At 59.1% G+C, this 18,682-nt stretch carries 9 protein-coding genes and 1 tRNA gene; 5 read left to right on the top strand and 5 right to left on the bottom strand.

The genetic code is table 11. The features are described 5' to 3' along the window. Nucleotides 1–81: 81 nt before the first annotated feature. The 5 genes from bcor_RS06220 to bcor_RS06240 all read right to left on the bottom strand — a co-directional run bounded on the left by bcor_RS06220 (nucleotide 82) and on the right by bcor_RS06240 (nucleotide 4,628). Nucleotides 82–498: a pyridoxamine 5'-phosphate oxidase family protein gene (locus bcor_RS06220; RefSeq protein ID WP_033497565.1), complete on the bottom strand. Its 417-nt coding sequence runs from the start codon at nucleotides 496–498 to the stop codon at nucleotides 82–84. A 33-nt stretch (nucleotides 499–531) separates the two neighbouring features. Further along, a complete protein-coding gene (locus bcor_RS06225; protein ID WP_420796634.1) occupies nucleotides 532–2,073 on the bottom strand; it encodes a diaminopimelate decarboxylase family protein in 1,542 nt (513 codons plus the stop codon). 44 nt (nucleotides 2,074–2,117) lie between these two features. Continuing rightward, the gene (argS, locus tag bcor_RS06230) at nucleotides 2,118–3,875 is read right to left on the bottom strand and encodes an arginine--tRNA ligase (protein WP_033497563.1); all 1,758 of its coding nucleotides are present in this window, start codon (nucleotides 3,873–3,875) and stop codon (nucleotides 2,118–2,120) included. 54 nt (nucleotides 3,876–3,929) lie between these two features. Continuing rightward, a complete protein-coding gene (locus bcor_RS06235) occupies nucleotides 3,930–4,319 on the bottom strand; it encodes a Rid family detoxifying hydrolase (RefSeq protein WP_033497561.1) in 390 nt (129 codons plus the stop codon). 236 nt (nucleotides 4,320–4,555) lie between these two features. Continuing rightward, nucleotides 4,556–4,628 (bottom strand) — tRNA-Arg (locus bcor_RS06240). Nucleotides 4,629–5,124: 496 nt separating this feature from the next. Here bcor_RS06240 and bcor_RS06245 point away from each other — a divergent pair. The 5 genes from bcor_RS06245 (at nucleotide 5,125) to bcor_RS06265 (ending at nucleotide 18,631) form a co-directional block, all read left to right on the top strand. Then, nucleotides 5,125–8,028, top strand: coding sequence for an InlB B-repeat-containing protein (locus bcor_RS06245; RefSeq protein ID WP_038459302.1), 2,904 nt, complete (start codon nucleotides 5,125–5,127; stop codon nucleotides 8,026–8,028). A gap of 162 nt (nucleotides 8,029–8,190) precedes the next feature. Continuing rightward, complete coding sequence (locus tag bcor_RS06250; protein WP_033497557.1) at nucleotides 8,191–8,841, top strand: CYTH domain-containing protein; 651 nt, start codon at nucleotides 8,191–8,193, stop codon at nucleotides 8,839–8,841. A 227-nt stretch (nucleotides 8,842–9,068) separates the two neighbouring features. Beyond that, nucleotides 9,069–12,083 (top strand): InlB B-repeat-containing protein, encoded by a 3,015-nt coding sequence (locus bcor_RS07715; protein ID WP_038459305.1) that lies wholly within the window; start codon nucleotides 9,069–9,071, stop codon nucleotides 12,081–12,083. Between the two features lie 363 nt (nucleotides 12,084–12,446). Beyond that, the gene (locus bcor_RS06260; protein WP_038459308.1) at nucleotides 12,447–15,305 is read left to right on the top strand and encodes an InlB B-repeat-containing protein; all 2,859 of its coding nucleotides are present in this window, start codon (nucleotides 12,447–12,449) and stop codon (nucleotides 15,303–15,305) included. Nucleotides 15,306–15,667: 362 nt separating this feature from the next. Further along, nucleotides 15,668–18,631: an InlB B-repeat-containing protein gene (locus bcor_RS06265; protein WP_038459311.1), complete on the top strand. Its 2,964-nt coding sequence runs from the start codon at nucleotides 15,668–15,670 to the stop codon at nucleotides 18,629–18,631. The last annotated feature ends 51 nt before the right edge of the window (nucleotides 18,632–18,682 follow it).

Genomic DNA, 18,682 nt, shown 5'->3' on the forward strand with positions numbered 1-18,682 from the left:
ACCTGCGGGGATGATTCCACCCCCCGGAATCCATCATCCTAAGCCGCAGACTGCTGGTCCGGAGCGGTCATGAACGAAACCTCAGACCCGCAGCAAGTGGTCTTGCTTATCCGACAGGACCACCCTGACCTCATCGACGACGATTTCGAAGAGGGCCACCCTGTCTCGGACCGGCCTGATGTGCTCCATGTATCCCGGCCGTTTCTCCTCAAGGACCGGCGCCACCTCCTCAAGGGTCCGGGAACTGGGCCTGGCCACTCCCTCGCCCCGCACACACTCGATTCTCTCTGCGGGGAGGGTGGTGAAAGCCACCTTGTCATTCTGCCTGATCTGCTCCACTTTCGCCGATTTCGGATAGGTGACGAAGTAGATGACCTTGTTGACCTTGTCGTAGACGAAACCGATCATCCTCACATCAGGCTGCCCATCGACACTGGTGGCCAGGGCCATGAGCTTTTGCGTGTCCATGATCCTCAGAAACTCCTGGCGAACATCCATGATCGTTCTCCTTGCCTTCCGGCTCGTGTGATTCTAGCCCTGATCCAGTTCGAGCAGGTCTTCCATGGCCTGCCCCCGCAGCATCAGGTGGTCACCGGCCCCGTCCACCGCCACGACCGGCGGTATCAGGACCTGGTTGTAGTTGTTGGCCATGGTCCGCCCGTAGGCCCCGGTCACCGGCACCAGGAGGAGGTCCCCCCGGCGGATGTCCTTGGGCAGGGAAACATCGCGCACGATGATATCGCCCGACTCACAGTGCTTGCCGACCACCCGGGCGCGAATGGTCTCCGAACTGCCTCTCCTATTGGCCAGAACAGCCGTGTAGTCCGCCCCGTAAAGCGCCGGGCGGATATTGTCACTCATGCCGCCATCCACTGACACGTAAGTCCGCACGGTCCCGTCCGAGAGGGGTACAGGCTTGACCGCCCCCACCCGATACAGGGTCATGCCGCTGGGGCCTGCAATCCACCGGCCAGGTTCGAAGGAGATGATGGGCATGGGCATACCCAGCCGGTCGTTTATCCTGCCGATGGCCAGACCCAGGTCGCCAAGAGCACCCGACAGGTCCATCCGATCCTCGTCCGGCAGGTAGGGAACGGAGAAACCGCCACCCAAATCCACCTCGGGCAGCAGGAAACCGTCGGTCTCCCAGAAGGTCCGTCTGAGCAACATCATCCGATTGGCTGCCTGCCCGAAGGCCGAGTCACCGTGAATCTGTGATCCGATGTGGGTATGGATTCCCACCAGTTCCAGGTCGCCTGCATGGGCCTGGATATCCTTCAGAACCCTGATGGCGGGACCGTTGGCCAGAGTATCCAAGGCGGCGGCCAGGACCGGATTGATCGGAGCCCTATCGGCACCTGCTTGGAAAAGGTCGGCGGAGTTCGCGGACAAGACCCCGTTGCCAGCCTCAGCTGTTCGGGACATTGATTCCTGCCCGTCGCCGGCGCCAAATCGATCAAGCGGGCTGGCATCAGCCCCTGGGGCCAGCATGGGGACGCCGAACTTCTGGTCCTCATGCGATGTGGAGATGTACTCGTGCCCACCGGCATGAACCCCCACCGTGACCCTGAGCATGACCCGGGCCCGTCTGCCCAGGCCATGGGCTATGGCCGCTATACGCTCCGGCTCATCGGCCGCATCGATGACGATCTTCCCATACCCCTCCTCTATGGCAAGGGATATCTCCCGATCGGACTTGTTGTTGCCGTGCAGCACCAGGCGGCGTCCGGGGGCACCGGCTGCCTTGGCAATCAGCATCTCGCCCAGGGTACAGGTATCGATGTTGAGGCCCCTGTCCAGCATGATCCGGACGACTTCCTTGCTCAGGAAGGCCTTGCCTGCGTAGCTGACCTGGGTGGTGGCTGTGGGAAGACTGCGGCTGGCGGTCTCCCTGAAGATCCTGGCCCGGTCGGCCATGAAGGAGGTGTCCATCAGATAGAGCGGGGTGCCGTACCGCTCAGCCAGATCCTCTACCGGGATGCTCCGGACATCCACTGCACCGGCATCATCCCGCCTGACAGCGGACGGCCAGATATCACCCAGGGCCGCCCCCTCTTCTTTCCGTTGACTCACGGCACCCCCTCCTTGGCAGCGTGTTCTCCCTGTGGACGTTCGGGTCACATCCTGTCCGGCGCGCAGACACCCAGGAGGTCGAGACCGTTGGCAATGACCTGCTGGACCGCATCGTTGAGCCTGAGTCTGGCAGCGGCGCGGGCCGGTTCGGGATTCTTGTCCGTCTGCCGGGCCGGATCATCCGCCCCGGTCAACTCCATGGGAACCACCCGCTCCAGGTTGTACCAGCGATGGTACACACCCGCCAGTTGCTCAAGGTAGTGGGCCACCCGGTGGGGAGCCTTCTGGTCGCCGGCGGTCTGCACAACATTTGGATAGAGGGCCAGGGTGGCCAGAACCTCGTTGTCCGCCTCGGTGTCCAGGAGGGACAAATCGGCCTTGGCGGATTCGATGCCCGCATCGGCCGCGTTCCGGTCGACGTTTTTGGACCGGGCGTGGGCGTACTGGACATAATAGACCGGGTTCTCATTGGTATGGGAGGCCAGGAGGTCAAGGTCGATGTCGACGGTCTGGTTGTAGTCGGTACGGGCCAGGGAGTACCGGGCCGCATCCACCCCGACGGCCTCGACCAGGTCATCGATGGTGACCACGTTGCCTGCCCGCTTGCTCATCCGCACGGTCTGACCGTCCTTGAGCACATTGACCAGCTGTCCAATCAGGATCTGCATGTTGACGCCCGGCGTATCGCCGAATGCGGCGCAGATGGCCATCATCCTGCCGATGTAGCCATGATGGTCCGCCCCAAGCATGTAGATGGCCTCATCACAGGGGTCCTTCTCCCGCCTGCGCTTATTCAGATAGTAGGCGATGTCGGCAGCCACATAGGCGGCGTTCCCATCGGATTTGACAACCACGCGGTCCTTGTCATCGCCATACCTGCTCGACCGGAACCAGGTGGCTCCGTCCTTCTCATAGATGTCATCACGGGTGCGCAGTTCTTCGATGGCCTCCTGAACCTGACCCGACTCATACAGGCTGTTCTCGTGGAACCAGACGTCGAAATCAACGCGGAAGGCCTGCATGGACCTTCGTATCTCGTCGAACATCATCGGAACGGCCCGACTGCGGAAGGCCTCGCGCTGCTCGCTGTCACCCTCGGCACCGTCCTCATCCCTGACCCGGGGCAGAGCCAGTACATCCAGTCCATCGGCCTTGGCCTGGTCCACCACCCTCTGGGCGATCTCATCGATGTAGGCACCCTTGTATCCATCGGCAGGTACGGGCTCATGATGTGCCGCAGCAACCAGGGAACGGGCGAATCGGTCGATTTGCGTGCCATGGTCGTTGAAGTAATACTCACGTACCACCTTGGCTCCGTTGGCCTCCAGGACCCGGGCCATGGAATCGCCGACCGCAGCCCAGCGGGTTCCACCGATGTGGATGGGGCCGGTGGGATTCGCGGAGACGAATTCCAGGTTCAGGGTCCGACCCTGTAGATGGTTGTTGGCCCCATAGGACCTGCCCTCACTGAGAACGGTGTCGACCACAGCGGCGGCCGAAGCCGAGTCCAGACTGATGTTGATGAAACCGGGGCCGGCTACATCCACACCGGAGATTCCGTCGGCCTGGGCCAGGGCCTCGGCCAGGGTCTGCCCCATATCACGGGGATTCATACCGGCCTTCTTGGCCAACTGCATGGCGATATTGGTTGACCAGTCCCCGTGGGAACGGTCCTTGGGCCGCATGACGGCCAGGTTTTCGGCGGCTGGGACCATGGAGGCATCCAGGTCACCCAGGCGATCCGCCTGGGCCAACTCGACGGCGGTTGAGGAAATGATACGGGCAAGTGCTTCAGGACTCATGACCCCAAGTCTAACGGTCCTGGCGACGAGATGGCCGTCGAACCCGGACCGGACTCAGGCCAGGGCAATCACATCTATCTCGACCAGGGCGCCTTTGGGAATCATATTGTTGCCGAAGGCCACACGGGCGGGGCGTACGGAGCCGATGAAGACCCGGGAATAGGCCTTGTCGACCTCGGTGAAATCCTCAACATTCCGCATGTAGACCGTAGCCTTGACCACCTTTTCCATCCCGGTACCGGCAGCATCAAGTATGCTCTTGATGTTCTTCAGGGCCTGGGCTGCCTGGTCACCGGCCGTACCCTCCACCAGATCGCCGGTCTCCGGGTCGATACCGAGCTGCCCGGAAACAAAAACAAACCCGTTCGCCCTGACCGCCTGGCTATAGGCACCCAAGGCCTGGGGCGCATACGGTGTGCCAATCTCTTCAAGACCCTCGTCCATGAACGTCCTCCTCCTGTGCAGACCCTCCGGCGCCGTCCAGCAGGCGGTCGGGCAGGGGCCAGTGGTCGACCGGGGAATCCCGGCCGAATTGCCTCCAACTATAAACCGCCAGCAATCCGGATGTCGGGCAGTGACCAAGTATGGGCTCACCGATAAGCCAGCTCGTAACACAAAGGGTCGAAAGCGATGCCCGAGCCAGGCTTGAAAAGAAACACGATATAAAAAACGGAATGGAGTGGGCTCGAAGGGATTCGAACCCTCGACCTTCTGTTCCGGAGACAGACGCTCTATCCACTGAGCTACGAACCCGATTATGACCGTTCAAAAACGGTCAACAGGAACCATATTAGGACACCTTGCCGAAAACCGCACCCAGCGTAGGGCCTGGTGTCGCACGATACAACCTTCCCCGCGGTGTGTCAGCGCAGGAAACCGACGAGAACCGGATGACATGCTATGACAGGACTCCGCAGAATCGTCTCAGACGCGCCGTTGCATCATCCACAATCCCGCGAAGTCACCACCTAACCCCGATTTCTTCCCTAGGGTTGTGTTCCACTGTAGTGATTCCCCCTTCTCTCCTCAAGCGGTCTTCACATTCGTCACCGCGCTTCTGGACTGGCTCACCTCACTGCACTTTAGAAACCTGTAATGTGACGAATGTAACAACTTGTTTGCCAAATCGTGTATCCTGATAAGTGGGGTTATTACGGATGTTGGGGTTTGGATTTGGCTGCGCAATTGAGCCAAATCCCCTGGTTCCACGCCCAAAACGATGGTGAAACCGGAAAAAGGAATACTACAAGTGTCAGTCTCTGTGAAAATACGACAGCTGGCTGCGGTTCTGTCCGTAGCCATGCTCCTGGGCTGCGGGATGACCGCAACCGTAAAAATGGCATTCGGCGAAGAAGACGGGAATGAAAGTACCCGAATCGGCACCTCCAACTGTGTGATGGGGAGTTCCACCTACTTGGATTGTTTCCCCGACTACCGCATGGCACAACAGGTATCGGCTTCGGTTCCACGCAAAGACCTGCATGCAGCAGACATAATGACTCAGGCAGATGTGGACCAGATAACCAAAGTGTCTATTTACTCCCGCGACTGGGCGGTCACCAGTCTGGAAGGCATTCAAAGCCTCACCTCCCTCGTCGATCTGAGCATCGACGGCGGTATTGTCTCCGACCTGAGTCCGCTGGACGATCCAGTCCTTAGCCGGAACATCAAGCGATTGGAAATCGAAGAGAGCGAAATCACCGATGTTTCGCCCTTACGGAACTACACCAATGCCGAGTATATCGATCTGATGTACAACCGGATTTCCGATCTTTCGCCCTTGAAAGACCTCCATCCCAAGGAGCTGAACGTACTGGAACAGACCGTATATCTGGACCGCAAGGACATACGAGACAATCCCAATCAGGCCATTAGCATGCCCCTTCCGCTTGGCAGAAATGGCGAACCAGTTGCCATAAGTGAAATCAACCCGACCGACGGCCTGACACAGACCGACACCGATCTCACCTGGTCAGCACCGGCAGCCGGCGGCACCCGGTCATTCTCCTTCAGCGAGGCCAGCGACGACAAGAGTTACGAGTTCGAAGGTACCGTGGAGATGGAGGTGGTGACCGCTGAACCCAGACTGGTCACCTTCACCCCCTCCCATCCCGTAAACCCACAACCTACGACCGGGCGGCAGATCGGCCTGGGACTGACCGTGCCAAAACCGGCCGATCCCGTCTGTCCCGGATACCGCTTCGTGGGTTGGTACACATCCGCACGGGGGATGGGAGGAGTTCGCTTTAACTTCGAAAAACCCATCTTGGAAAACACAGCCCTGTATGGACGGTGGGTAAGCGATACCCCCAACAACAACAACGACGACGAATCCAACCCCCCTGAACCGAGCACCCCCGACCCGGACGACAACCAAACGCAGCTCCCTGAACTCGAGAAGATTGTCTGCGAACCCGGAGTCTCGACATACCGCCAGTGTTTCCCTGACCCTGATCTTGCCAAGCAACTGGCATCTTCAACTGACAAGGAACCTGATGCGGTCCTCACCGAGGAGGATGTAGCCAAACGGTTCAGAGAAATTTCCCTGACCGACGTCTGGGATTTCAACGGCATACAGATTCTGAAGAACGCTGAGGCTATTATGCTGGATTACGCTTATCCTGAGCAGGAGCCCCCCCAATCAGGCCAGACCTCACTGGATTTGCGTCCCTTAGCCGAACTGCCGGAAATTTGGTCATTCGAGTTGTTTGCCTCAGGTGACGTGGAAACAGAAATGGATCCTCTGATCACTGACTTCACACCTATGTCCAAAATGAAAGAGCTACGAGAGATCTATATCAACGGGGCCGGCGTGAAAGACCTGAAGGGATTCGAGTCTTTTACAGATATGCCCCAACTGAGGGAAATAGATCTGGAAGATAACCATATCAGCGACGTCACTCCGTTGGACGGTCTGAAAAACCTGCGTTACATGGAGTTTCTTTCTCTCGATAGCAATCGCATCTTCGACATGTCCCCTATCGAGGGGCTTTCCAAGTTTCGGACGGAGATTACTGCCATCCAACAGCTAGCCATCGTACCCCGACATGAGCTACCCGGAGAGGCCATGGCCATGAGTCTTCCTATCCGCCCGGATGGCAAATATGCCGAGAAGGATATCGACTCTATAAGTGGCAACGGTTATCACAAGCGCAGCGATTATGCGGTGGTTTGGGACGCTCCGGTCGTTGACAGCGTCCATAGCTTCGATTTCATGGAGGAGGGAAGCCGGGAGAGCTCATGGGAATTCGAAGGGACTGTGACGGATCGACCCCTGGATGACAAATCTTCGGCGCGAGACATATACAAGATCGAATTCGACCTGGGCACCGGGAGCACCTCTCCTGCCCAGATTCCCGACCAGCTGGTTTATGCGGGAAATCTGGCGAACAAGGTATCCGACCCCGTCCGCTTCAAGCACGTCTTCGACGGCTGGTATCTGAACGGAGAGCCCCTTACCCCCGACCACTCCTCAAACGGAAACAAATCTGATTCCCAAGGCAATTCGAACGGAACCCTCGTTGATTCCGGCAATACCCTGACCAGGAACCTCGCCAACCCGGGAGATGTATTGACCAGGAACCTCCTTTACTCCGGCAGCGATGACAAAAGTCCGACCGGCTCGGACACCACAACGGATGAAGGACCCAGTGACTCAGACAGCACTGCGGAGGAGAGCCCGTTCGATTTCGACAACACAAGAATCAACAGAGACATCGTCCTGACCGCCCGGTGGACCCCGCTCTACACCATGACCTTCGACAGTCAGGGCGGCAGTGCCGTACCTTCCCAGACCGTCCCCGACGGCGAAACGGTCGACGAACCGACAGATCCGACCTGGGACGGCCATACCTTCCTGGGCTGGTTCACCGAATCGAAGGGAGGCGAATCCGCGGACTTCTCCCAGCCGCTGAGGCAGGACACCACCGTGTACGCACACTGGCGCCTGAACCCAACCCCCGCGAACCTCATCACTCCCGGAAACCAAGGTGACCAAAGTCCCGGAACGCCCGTGCCGGGATCCCTGTTCGGCATACTGGCATCCACAGGTTCCGACTTCCTGGGGTTGGTGTTTGCCGCACTGATCGTAGCGCTGTGCGGCCTTGTCTGCCAGGCCCACCTTCGGTCACGCAGGAGTTCGGTACCGCGCTAGTCTCTGACCAGAGCCCACTCTGAAGAGTCCCGAGGCATCAGACCGCCGCCTCGGCGATGAACCCGGTCCCCCGGTTACCATCCGCAGGGACCGGGTTCCCCATATCCGACCACATCCCGCCGGTGAATGGCGCTGTCAGAGGCTACCACGTACCATGAAGGAATGCCGTTTGACGAGGAGCACAAGGACTTCGAATTTGAGCGTCGCTTCTTTTGCCGGAACCTACCGGAGAAGCTGACAAGCGGGGAGACCCCTACCCTGATAGTGCAGAGCTACTACGTGCACGAAGACAACTACGCCCTCCGAATACGCCTCCAGGCCGACGACCACGCACTTGATATGAACAGCCACACCGACGCCCTACATACCCTCCTGGAAGCAGGCAGCCATTTCACCGCAGCCTCCATGACGGCCAAGGGACCATCAGTCGGTGGAACACGGTACGAGGCGGAACGCGCCATCGACATCGGCATCGCCCAGGAGCTCATGCTCAGAGGCGGATCCCCAATCGTCAAGAACCGTTACGGTATCTGGCTCGATGAGGATTGGTGGAACCTGGATGTCTTCGGCGGAGAGAATGCGCCGCTTGTTGTCGCCGAGGTGGAACGCAGCGGCCCCGTCACCGATCTGACCATCCCCGACTTCTGCCTGACGGAGATCACCGACGATCCCAGATTCTCCAACGACGGCCTGGCCAACAAACCCTTCAGCCGCTGGGCGGATACCTTCGATAGGGAGCTCGCAGAAAATGGCCCCCACTTCATGACCAATTTCGGGCACAACCGAACCGAAGGAAACCCGAACAGCCACTGAAAACAGCGACCACGGCACCACCCGAAACCGTTGTCCCTGCAAACTCGGATGCAAGGAACCAGATTGCGTGGCTGCCAGGGGTAACTTGCCTTCCGTTTAATCGTGTATTCTTACTTTCGGGGTTAATTAGGGATGTTGAAAGTGTGGGTTCAACAACCTTATCGAGTCGAATCCTCTGGTTCCTCACCCTTTAAACAGTGAAACCGGTGAAAAGGAATATACTACAAGTGTCAGTTTCTATAAAGATACGCCCGCTGGCGGCGGCCCTGGCAGTAGCCACTGTTCTGGCCTGCGGAATTGCCGCAACCAACGAATCGGCCTTCGGAGAAGAAGGAAACGAGAACAAGGCTACCCGTGCCGGTACCTCAAGCTGTATAGTCGGAAGCTCCACCTTCGCCTCTTGCTTCCCTGATTACAACCTGGCAGTACAAGTGGCGGAGAGCACCGAACCCGATGCCAAGACTCCAGAAGACATCATGACCCAGGCTGACGTAGACGGGCTAACTGATCTCCGTGTTGAAGGGGTCTCCAACCTGGCAGGCATCGAAAGCCTCACCGCCCTCACCAAGTTGTCCATCTCCATCGGCGGTATTACCGATCTGACCCCCTTGGATAACCATGTTCTGGCGCAGAACATCACGGAGTTGGAACTCGATGAGAATGAAATCACCGATATCTCGCCCCTCCGGAACTACACGAATGCCTGGTACATAGACCTGACATGCAACCACATTTCCGACCTATCGCCCCTAAAAGACCTGCATCCCCACACTTTAAAGGTGTCGGATCAGCACATATATCTGGGCCGCCAGGACCTGCGGGGCAATCCCAATCAGGCCGTCAGCATGCCCATTCCGATCGGCAAGGACGGGGAACCCGTCACTCCCTTCGATATCGAACCGGCGGATGGTCTGAAACAGACCAACACCGATCTCACCTGGTCCGCACCGGCAGCCGGCGGCCCCCGCTCCTTCCACTTTGACAACGGCGAGGATCAGGACCACCACTTTGAAGGTTCCGTGCAGCTGGAGGTGATGACCGCCGAGCCCAGACTGGTCACCTTCACCCCCCTCCAGCCGGTGGACCCGCAGCCCACCACCGGACAACGGGTCGCTCATGGCCTGACCGCCACGAAACCCGCCGATCCGGTCTGCCCCGGATACCGCTTCGTCGGCTGGTACACCTCCCCGAGGGTGGGAGGGGAACGCTTCAATTTCGAAAAACCCATCGTGGAGAACACCCCCCTGTACGGACGGTGGATCAGCGACACCGATGACTCCGGCAACAGCCAGGATGAGTCAACGGACGGGTCCGATGCGGGCGACAACCAAACACCCCTCCCCGAACTCGAGAAGGTGGTCTGCGAACCCGGAACCTCGACCTACACCCAGTGCTTCCCTGATGAGAATCTTGCCAAGCAGCTTGCTTCCAGAGCCTGGAAGAGCCCTGAAGCCATCCTTACCCAGGATGACATTGATAGGGAGTTCGCTGATGGTATTGTCCTAAGTGACGTATGGAACCTGAACGGTATACAGATTCTGAAGAACATCGATTCCATTGTTTTGGATTACGACTATCGGCACTCACAAGACCAGTCTCCGGTAGATCTGCGTCCCCTCTCGGAGCTGACCGAAATCACGTCGTTCCGGCTGACCGGTACAGCAGACAAGAACACGACGGCCTTCCCCCTGGTCACTGATTTCACGCCTCTATCCAAGTTGGTGAAGATGGAGACGATCACTATCAACACGGCAGGATTGGAAAACGTGAACGGATTTGAGTCCTTCACGGGCATGACCAAGCTCAAAGACATAGACCTGTCCAATAATCGGATCTCTGATGTCAGGTCGCTGTCAGCCCTCAGCAGCCTGCACGCACTGTCGGGTATCGACCTCAGAAAGAACGGTATCTTGGATGCGAGTCCCCTCAAACCATTTGAGCAGTCTCCTGCCTACATTTCGATATCTGATCAGGTAATCATCGTAGGTCGGCACGAATTACCCGACACCACTTTGGCTCTGTCTCTGCCTATTCGTCCAGATGGCAAGTACGTCTTCAATGAGGACGACAACATCCATTCGATTTCAGATAAGGGCCGCCATAACCCCAGCAGCTATGAGGTGGTCTGGGACGTCCCGGTCCAGGACACGGTTCACAGTTACGAATTCTGGGATGAAGGTTATCAAGAAGGCTCGTGGGACTACAGCGGAATCGTAACCGACCGGCCTGCTGATGACGTATCCGGGCGGGATATATACCAGATTCACTTCGATCTAGGCACCGCTCCCACACTTTCCCGGATACCCGATCAGCTGGTGTACTCAGGGAATCTGGCGAGCAAGGTCCCCGATCCCATCCGGTACAAGCACGACTTCGACGGTTGGTACATGAAGGAAACCCCTGCCACCCCGGACGAGACCCCTGCAAACTCCGATGACACCCTGACCCGGAACCTCTCCGGCACGGGCGACATCCTGACCAGAAACCTCCTTGGCTCCGACGACACCGCAGACGACGGTTCCACGGACACCAGCACCACGGTGGGTGACGGCTCGGCGGATTCCGGCACCACTGCGAAGGAAGTCCTGTTCGACTTTGCCAGCACAAGGGTCAACAAGGACATTGCACTGACCGCCCGGTGGACCCCGCGTTACACCCTGACCTTCGACAGCCAGGGCGGCAGCGCCGTGTCTTCCCAGTCCGTCCGCGCCGACCAGACTCCCAAGGAGCCGGCAGCCCCGACCCGGGCCGGATACACCTTCCAGGGCTGGTCCACCGCAGCACAGAACGGCACACCCGTGGACTTCACCCAACTGATAGGACAGGACACCACCGTATACGCCCAGTGGACCCCCGGAACAGCACCGGTAACCCCCGTGGTACCGGACACGCCCGCCACCCCGAGCACGCCGGTCAACCCGGACACACCTGCCACCCCGGATACACCGGTCAACCCGGGAGCATCCGCTACTCCTGACACCCCAGTCAACCCAGGTACTCCTCCGACCCCTGATAATCCCTTGGTTTCCGAGGACCCAAACAGTCAGATCAGCACTGACTCTCCGGTCAGTCAAATGACTACCGGGAAGTACATTACGACATCACGAGGGTCCCGTCTGGGTACCCTCGCCTCCACGGGTTCCGATTTACTCGGATTGATGTTTGGCGCACTGGTCATAGTGCTCTGCGGCCTTGGTTGCCAGGCTCACCTTCGGTCACGAAGGAGTTCGGTGCCGCGCTAAACGACGACCCGACCCAGACCGCATAAGCCCCGATATTTGAGGCAGCCGCCTGGGCCAAAGACCCGGTCCCTCCGGACGCCGTCCGCAGGGACCGGGTTTCGCTATATATAGGGGAGTGCAGCACATTCCGAGGCCAGCACATACCTTCGTAAGCAGGAAGTACTTCACCCTCGCATGACCCCGCCGAAGCTCTTTATGAGGGATTCAATGACAAGATTGCCGCGTGCGAGCCGCCTTGCTGAATCGTGTATTCTGACAGATGGGGGAATGGGGATGTGAAATACGGGTTCGACTGCGCAATCGAGTCGGAACCCCAGGTTTCGCATTCCCGGAACAGGAAACCGGTAAGAGGGGAAAATACAAGTGTCAGTCTCCATAAAGATGCGCCCGCTGGCGGCTGCCGTGGCAATGGCCGCCGTCCTGGCCTGTGGGATGACCGCAACCAACAGATCGGCCTTGGGAGATGAAGACGGGACAGGGACCGGGACCGCTCCTGCCAACACCTCAGGCTGCATAATCGGAACCTCCACCATCGCCGACTGCTTCCCCGATCGGGAGCTGGCGGAAGATGTGGCCTGGTACATCACGCCCCGGAAGAATCCAACGGATATCCTGACGCAGGCTGATATAGACGGGCTAACGCGCCTTTATACCAACGACGTTGCCAACCTGGCGGGCATCGAAAACCTCACCGGCCTTACCGAGCTGCACATCCAAGATGGCCTTACTCCCGACCTGACCCCCTTGGACAACCCTGTTCTGACACAGAACATCACGAAGCTGGAAATCTCTCTTAGCGCAATCTCCGATGTCACTCCCCTGCGGAACTACACCAATGCCGAGTACATAGACCTGTCGGGCAACCAAATTTTCGATTTGTCACCCTTGAAAGACCTGCATCCCAGAACCATGAGAGCGTACGGTCAAGATATATTCCTCGGTCGTGAGGACCTGCGGGACGATCCCAACCAGGCCGTCAGCATGCCCCTCCCGATCGACAAGGACGGGGAACCCGTCACCCCAAGCGACATCGAGCCGGCGGAAGGCATGGAGCAGACCGCCACCGAACTCATCTGGTCCGCACCAGCAGCCAACGGCCTCCGCTCCTTCAGATTCGGCGACTTTGACAGCCTCTCTCGCTTTGGCGGCACTGTGCAGTTGGAGGTGGTGACTGCCGAGCCCAGGCTGGTCACCTTCACCCCTAACCAGCCGGTGGACCCGCAGCCCACCACCGGGCAGCAGGTCGCCCAGGGCCGCACCGTCACAAAGCCGGCAGACCCCGCCTGCCCCGGATACCGCTTCGTCGGCTGGTACACCTCCCCCAGGGTGGGAGGCGAACGCTTCGACTTCGGAAAACCCGTCATGGAGAACACCCCCCTGTACGGACGATGGATCAGCGACACCGACAACAACCCCGGCGACGACCAGAACGGATCCACCGGGACCACCACCCCGGACCCCGACGAAACCAAGACGCCCCTCCCCGAACTCGAGAAGGTCGCCTGCGAACCCGGAACCTCGACCTACACCCAGTGCTTCCCCGACGAGGACCTGGCCGAACAGCTCGCAGCCGCAGCAGGCAAGGAACCCCAGGACACCCTCACCCAGGACGACATCGACCGGGAGTTCAACGATGACGTCGCCCTCAACGACGTATGGAACCTCAACGGCATACAAATCCTCAAAAACATCAAAACCATCTCACTGGACTACGACTACACGCACGGCCAGTCTGCGGTGGATCTGCGCCCCCTCTCCGCACTGACCGAAACCACAACGTTCCTGCTGACCGGCACAGCCGACAAGAACACGCCTGTCTTCCCCCTGGTCACCGATTTCTCGCCCCTGTCCAAGATGGAAAAGATGGAGAACCTCTCCATCAGCAATGCAGGATTGAAAAGCCTGAACGGAATCGAGTCCTTAGCGAACATGAAAGAGCTCAGGGAATTGGAGCTGAGCTATGATCAGATCACTGATCCCGGTCCGCTGGCGGCCCTCAGCGGCCTGCCCTCACTGAAGCAGCTCAACCTCGACGGCAACAGTATTTTGGACGCGAGTCCTCTCATACCATTCGTGGATAAGTCAATCGCCATGGTTTTAGTAGGTGATCAAGAAATCATCGTAGGCCGGCACGAATTCCCCGGCACCAAACTGACCCTGCCCCTGCCCACGCTTCCGGACGGCAGGAACTGCTACCTTGATAGGCGGCAAATCGGAACGATTACAGCTGAAGGCCGCTATGATCCTAAAAACCATGGGGTTGTTTGGAATGTCCCGGTCCAGGATACAGTCCACAGTTACTCATTCGATGATGGGAGCCAGCGAGAAGGCGGTTGGTTCCACGGAGGAACTGTAAGCGACCGGCCGATTGGTGATGTGACCGGGCGGGATATATACAAGATCCGCTTCGATCTGGGCACCGCACCCACATCCTCACGGATTCCCGATCAGCTGGTGTACTCGGGGAATCTGGCGAGCAAGGTCCCCGATCCCATCCGGTACAAGCACGACTTCGACGGCTGGTACATGGAGAACACCCCCGACCCCACGGACGAGGACGAGGACGACATGCCGATCTGGCCCTGGAACCGCTCCGGCACAGGCGACGTCCTGACACGGAACCTGGCCGAACCCGGCGACGTCCTGACCCGGAACCTCCGCGACTCCAGCGACTCCGACAGCACCGCAGGCGGCGGTTCGGCGGATTCGGGCACCGCCGCGGATGAGGTCCTGTTCGACTTCGCCAGCACAAGGGTCAAGAAGGACATCGAGCTGACCGCCCGGTGGACCCCGCTCTATATCCTGACCTTCGACAGCCAGGGCGGCAGCGCCGTGTCCTCCCAGACCGTCCGCGCCGACCGGACACCCAACGAGCCGACAGCCCCGACCCGGGCCGGGTACACCTTCCAAGGATGGTCCACCGAAGCACAGAACGGCACACCCGTCGACTTCACCCAGCACATAGGACAGGACACCACCGTATACGCCCAATGGGCACCGGTAACAACACCGATCAGCCCTCCGACTCCCGGCAATCCCCTGGTTCCCGAGAACCCAATCATCCAAACGACTGATCCAGCACCACGAGGGTCCCATGTGGACACCTTGGCATCCACGGGTGCAGCTCTCCTGGGGCTGGTGTTTGCCACACTGGCCATAGCCATTTGCGGCCTTGTCTGCCGGACCCGCCCTCGGTCACGAAGGAGCTCGGTGCCGCGCTAAACAAGGATCCGATCCAGGCTGAATAGCCCCGGTACTTCAGGCATTCGCCTGAGCCAAAGACCCGGTCCCCCGGACACTGTCCGCAGGGACCGGGTTTCGTATATCAAGGGGTGCAACCCGAGACCATCGCATATTCTCCCGGAAGCAAGCAGTCACTTCCCCGCCTCTCACCCCAACAAAAACTCTTTTGTGAGGGATTTAACAACATGATTGACTCATGCGAGGGCCCTTTAGCGAAATCGTGTATTCTGACAGGCAGGGATAACAGGGGATGTTGAATTGTGGGTTCGACCGTGTAATCGAGTCGAAACCCCAGATTTCGCGTCCCCAAAACAGAGAAACAGGCAAAAGGGGAATTACAAATGTCAGTCTCTATCAAATTACGTCCGCTGGCGGCGGCCGTGGCACTAGCCACTGTCCTGGCCGGCGGAATGACCGCAACCAACAAATCGGCCTTCGGATATGAAGACGGGAACGGGACCGAACCTGCGCCTGCCGATACCTCAGGCTGCGTAATCGGGAGCTCCACCTTCGCCGACTGCTTCCCTGATCGTAGACTGGCGGAACAGGTGGCAGAGCATGTCAAGCCCGATGCCAAGACTCCAACAGATATCATGACACAGGCTGATGTGGACGGGTTAACGCGCCTCTCTGCCTACGGGGTTTCCAACATGACGGGCATCGAAAACCTCACGGCCCTCACCGAGCTGAACCTCGGTGACGGCGGTATTATCGACCTGACCCCCTTGGGCAACCCTGTTCTGACACAGAACATCACGGAGTTGGACCTCGGCGATAACGCAATCTCCGATATCACGCCCCTGAGGAACTACACCAACGCCAGGTACATCAGCCTGTCGAATAATCACATTTTCGACCTGTCTCCCCTGAAAGACCTGCAACCCAGCGACCTCGATGTATCGGATCAGACCATATATCTGGGCCGTGAGGACCTGCGGGACGACCCCAACCAGGCCGTCAGCATGCCCCTCCCGATCGGCAAAAACGGGGCACCCGTCACCCCGATCGACATCGAGCCGGCGGAAGGCATGGAACAGGCCGCCACCGAACTCACCTGGTCCGCACCGGCAGCCGGCGGCACCCGCTCCTTCAGATTCGAAACCGATTACGGCGAGGACCTGGACCACTACTTCGAAGGCTCCGTGCAGTTGGAGGTGGTGACTGCCGAGCCCAGGCTGGTCACCTTCACCCCTAACCAGCCGGTGGACCCGCAGCCCACCACCGGGCAGCAGGTCGCCCAGGGCCGCACCGTCACAAAGCCGGCAGACCCCGCCTGCCCCGGATACCGCTTCGTGGGCTGGTACACCTCCCCCCGGATAGGAGGCGAACGCTTCGACTTCGGAAAACCCGTCATGGAGAACACCCCCCTGTACGGACGATGGATCAGCGACACCGACAACAACCCCGGCGACGACCAGAACGGATCCACCGGGACCACCACCCCGGACCCCGACGAGACCAAGACGCCCCTCCCCGAACTCGAGAAGGTCGTCTGCGAACCCGGAACCTCGACCTACACCCAGTGCTTCCCCGACGAGAACCTCGCCGAACAGCTCGCAGCCGCAGCAGGCAAGGAACCCCAGGACACCCTCACCCAGGACGACATCGACCGCGAGTTCAACGATGACGTCGCCCTCAACGACGTATGGAACCTCAACGGCATACAGATCCTCAAAAACATCAAGACCATCTCACTGGACTACGACTACACCCAAGACGAGTCGGTTCGAACGGACAAGCCCGCAGTTGACCTGCGCCCCCTCTCCGCACTTACGGAAACCACAGCATTCTGGCTGTACGTCATGACTGACGAGGATATGCCGATGTCCCCCGTGGTCACCGATTTCTCGCCCCTGTCCAAGCTGGAAAAAATGGAGCAGATTTCCATCAATAGTGCAGGGTTGAAGAGTCCGAACGGATTCGAGTCCTTCACGAACATGAAAGAGCTCGCAGAATTGGACCTCTCCAATAATCAGATCACTGATGTCAGGCCGCTGGCGGCCCTCAGCAGCCTGCCCTCACTGCAAAACGTCGAACTCAGTGATAACCATATCTCCGATGCAAGCCCTCTCAAGACTTTCGAGTCATCAGCAGCCACGATCGATATATCCGGTCAGGAGATTGTTACAGACCGGCATGAGTTACCCGGCACCAAACTGGCTCTGCCTTTGCCCATTCGTCCAGATGGAAGATACGCGGAGTCGGACATCAGCAGGATAGTAAACCAGGGGCACTACGACGCCAGCAACTATGAGGTGGTCTGGGAAGTCCCGGTCTTGGACAAACCCCACCGCTTCGATTTCTGGGAGGACAGCTCGCGAGAAGGCGCATGGTACTACGAAGGAACCGTAACCGACCGGCCGCGCGAGGACCTGTCGGCACGGGACATCTACCAGATTCGCTTCGAACTGGGTACCGAGCCTGCGTCTTCCTGGATTCCCGATCAGTTGGTGTACTCGGGAAATCTGGCAAGCAAGGTCCCCGATCCCATCCGGTACAAGCACGATTTCGACGGCTGGTACATGAAGGTGAACCCCGCCACCCCGGACGAGACCCCCGATGATTCGGACGACACCCTTAGCCGGAACTTCACCGGTATGGGAGACATCCTGACCAGGAACCTCACCAACCCCGGCGATACCCTGACCAGGAACCTCCCGGATTCCGACGACACCGCAGAAGACGATTCCACGGACACCAACACCACCCAGAAGGAAGTCCCGTTCGACTTCGCCAGCACAAGGGTCAACAAGGACATCGTATTGACCGCGCGGTGGACCCCGCTTTACACCCTGACCTTCGACAGCCAGGGCGGCAGCGCCGTGCCATCCCAGACCGTCCGTGCCGACCATGCACCCAAGGAGCCGACAGCCCCTACCCGTGCCGGATACACCTTCAAAGGCTGGTCCACCGCAGCGCAGAACGGCACATCCGTGGACTTCACCCAGCAAATAGGACAGGACACCACCGTGTACGCTCAGTGGTTACCGGTGACAGCACCGGTAACCCCGGTGGTACCTAGCACACCCAATACTCCGAGCACACCGGTCAACCCAGATACGCCGGTCAACCCTGACATACCCCCAACCCCCGTTAACCCCCTGATTCCGGAGAACCCGGTCAGTCAAACGACTCCCGTCAACCCCGACACGATCGCACGAGGACCTTGGACAGGTACCCTGGCATCCACGGGGCCGGCACTCCTGGGGCTGGTGCTTACAGCTCTGGCCATAGCGCTTGGCGGGCTTGTCTGCCAAGCCCGTCTTCGGTCACGCAAGAGTTCCAAGAGTTCGATAACGCGGTAATCAACAACCCGACCCGGTCCCCCGACACCGTTCGCAGGGACCGGGTTTTCC

The sequence above is a fragment of the Bifidobacterium coryneforme genome (genome assembly GCF_000737865.1).
Lineage (GTDB): Bacteria > Actinomycetota > Actinomycetes > Actinomycetales > Bifidobacteriaceae > Bombiscardovia > Bombiscardovia coryneformis.

Excerpts from the sequence above, each read along its gene's own strand:
- bcor_RS06220 (WP_033497565.1), bottom strand. The coding sequence starts at position 498 with ATGGATGTTCGCCAGGAGTTTCTGAGGATCATGGACACGCAAAAGCTC.
- argS (WP_033497563.1), bottom strand. The coding sequence starts at position 3,875 with ATGAGTCCTGAAGCACTTGCCCGTATCATTTCCTCAACCGCCGTCGAG.
- bcor_RS06235 (WP_033497561.1), bottom strand. The coding sequence starts at position 4,319 with ATGGACGAGGGTCTTGAAGAGATTGGCACACCGTATGCGCCCCAGGCC.
- bcor_RS06250 (WP_033497557.1), top strand. The coding sequence starts at position 8,191 with ATGCCGTTTGACGAGGAGCACAAGGACTTCGAATTTGAGCGTCGCTTC.
- bcor_RS06265 (WP_038459311.1), top strand. The coding sequence starts at position 15,668 with ATGTCAGTCTCTATCAAATTACGTCCGCTGGCGGCGGCCGTGGCACTA.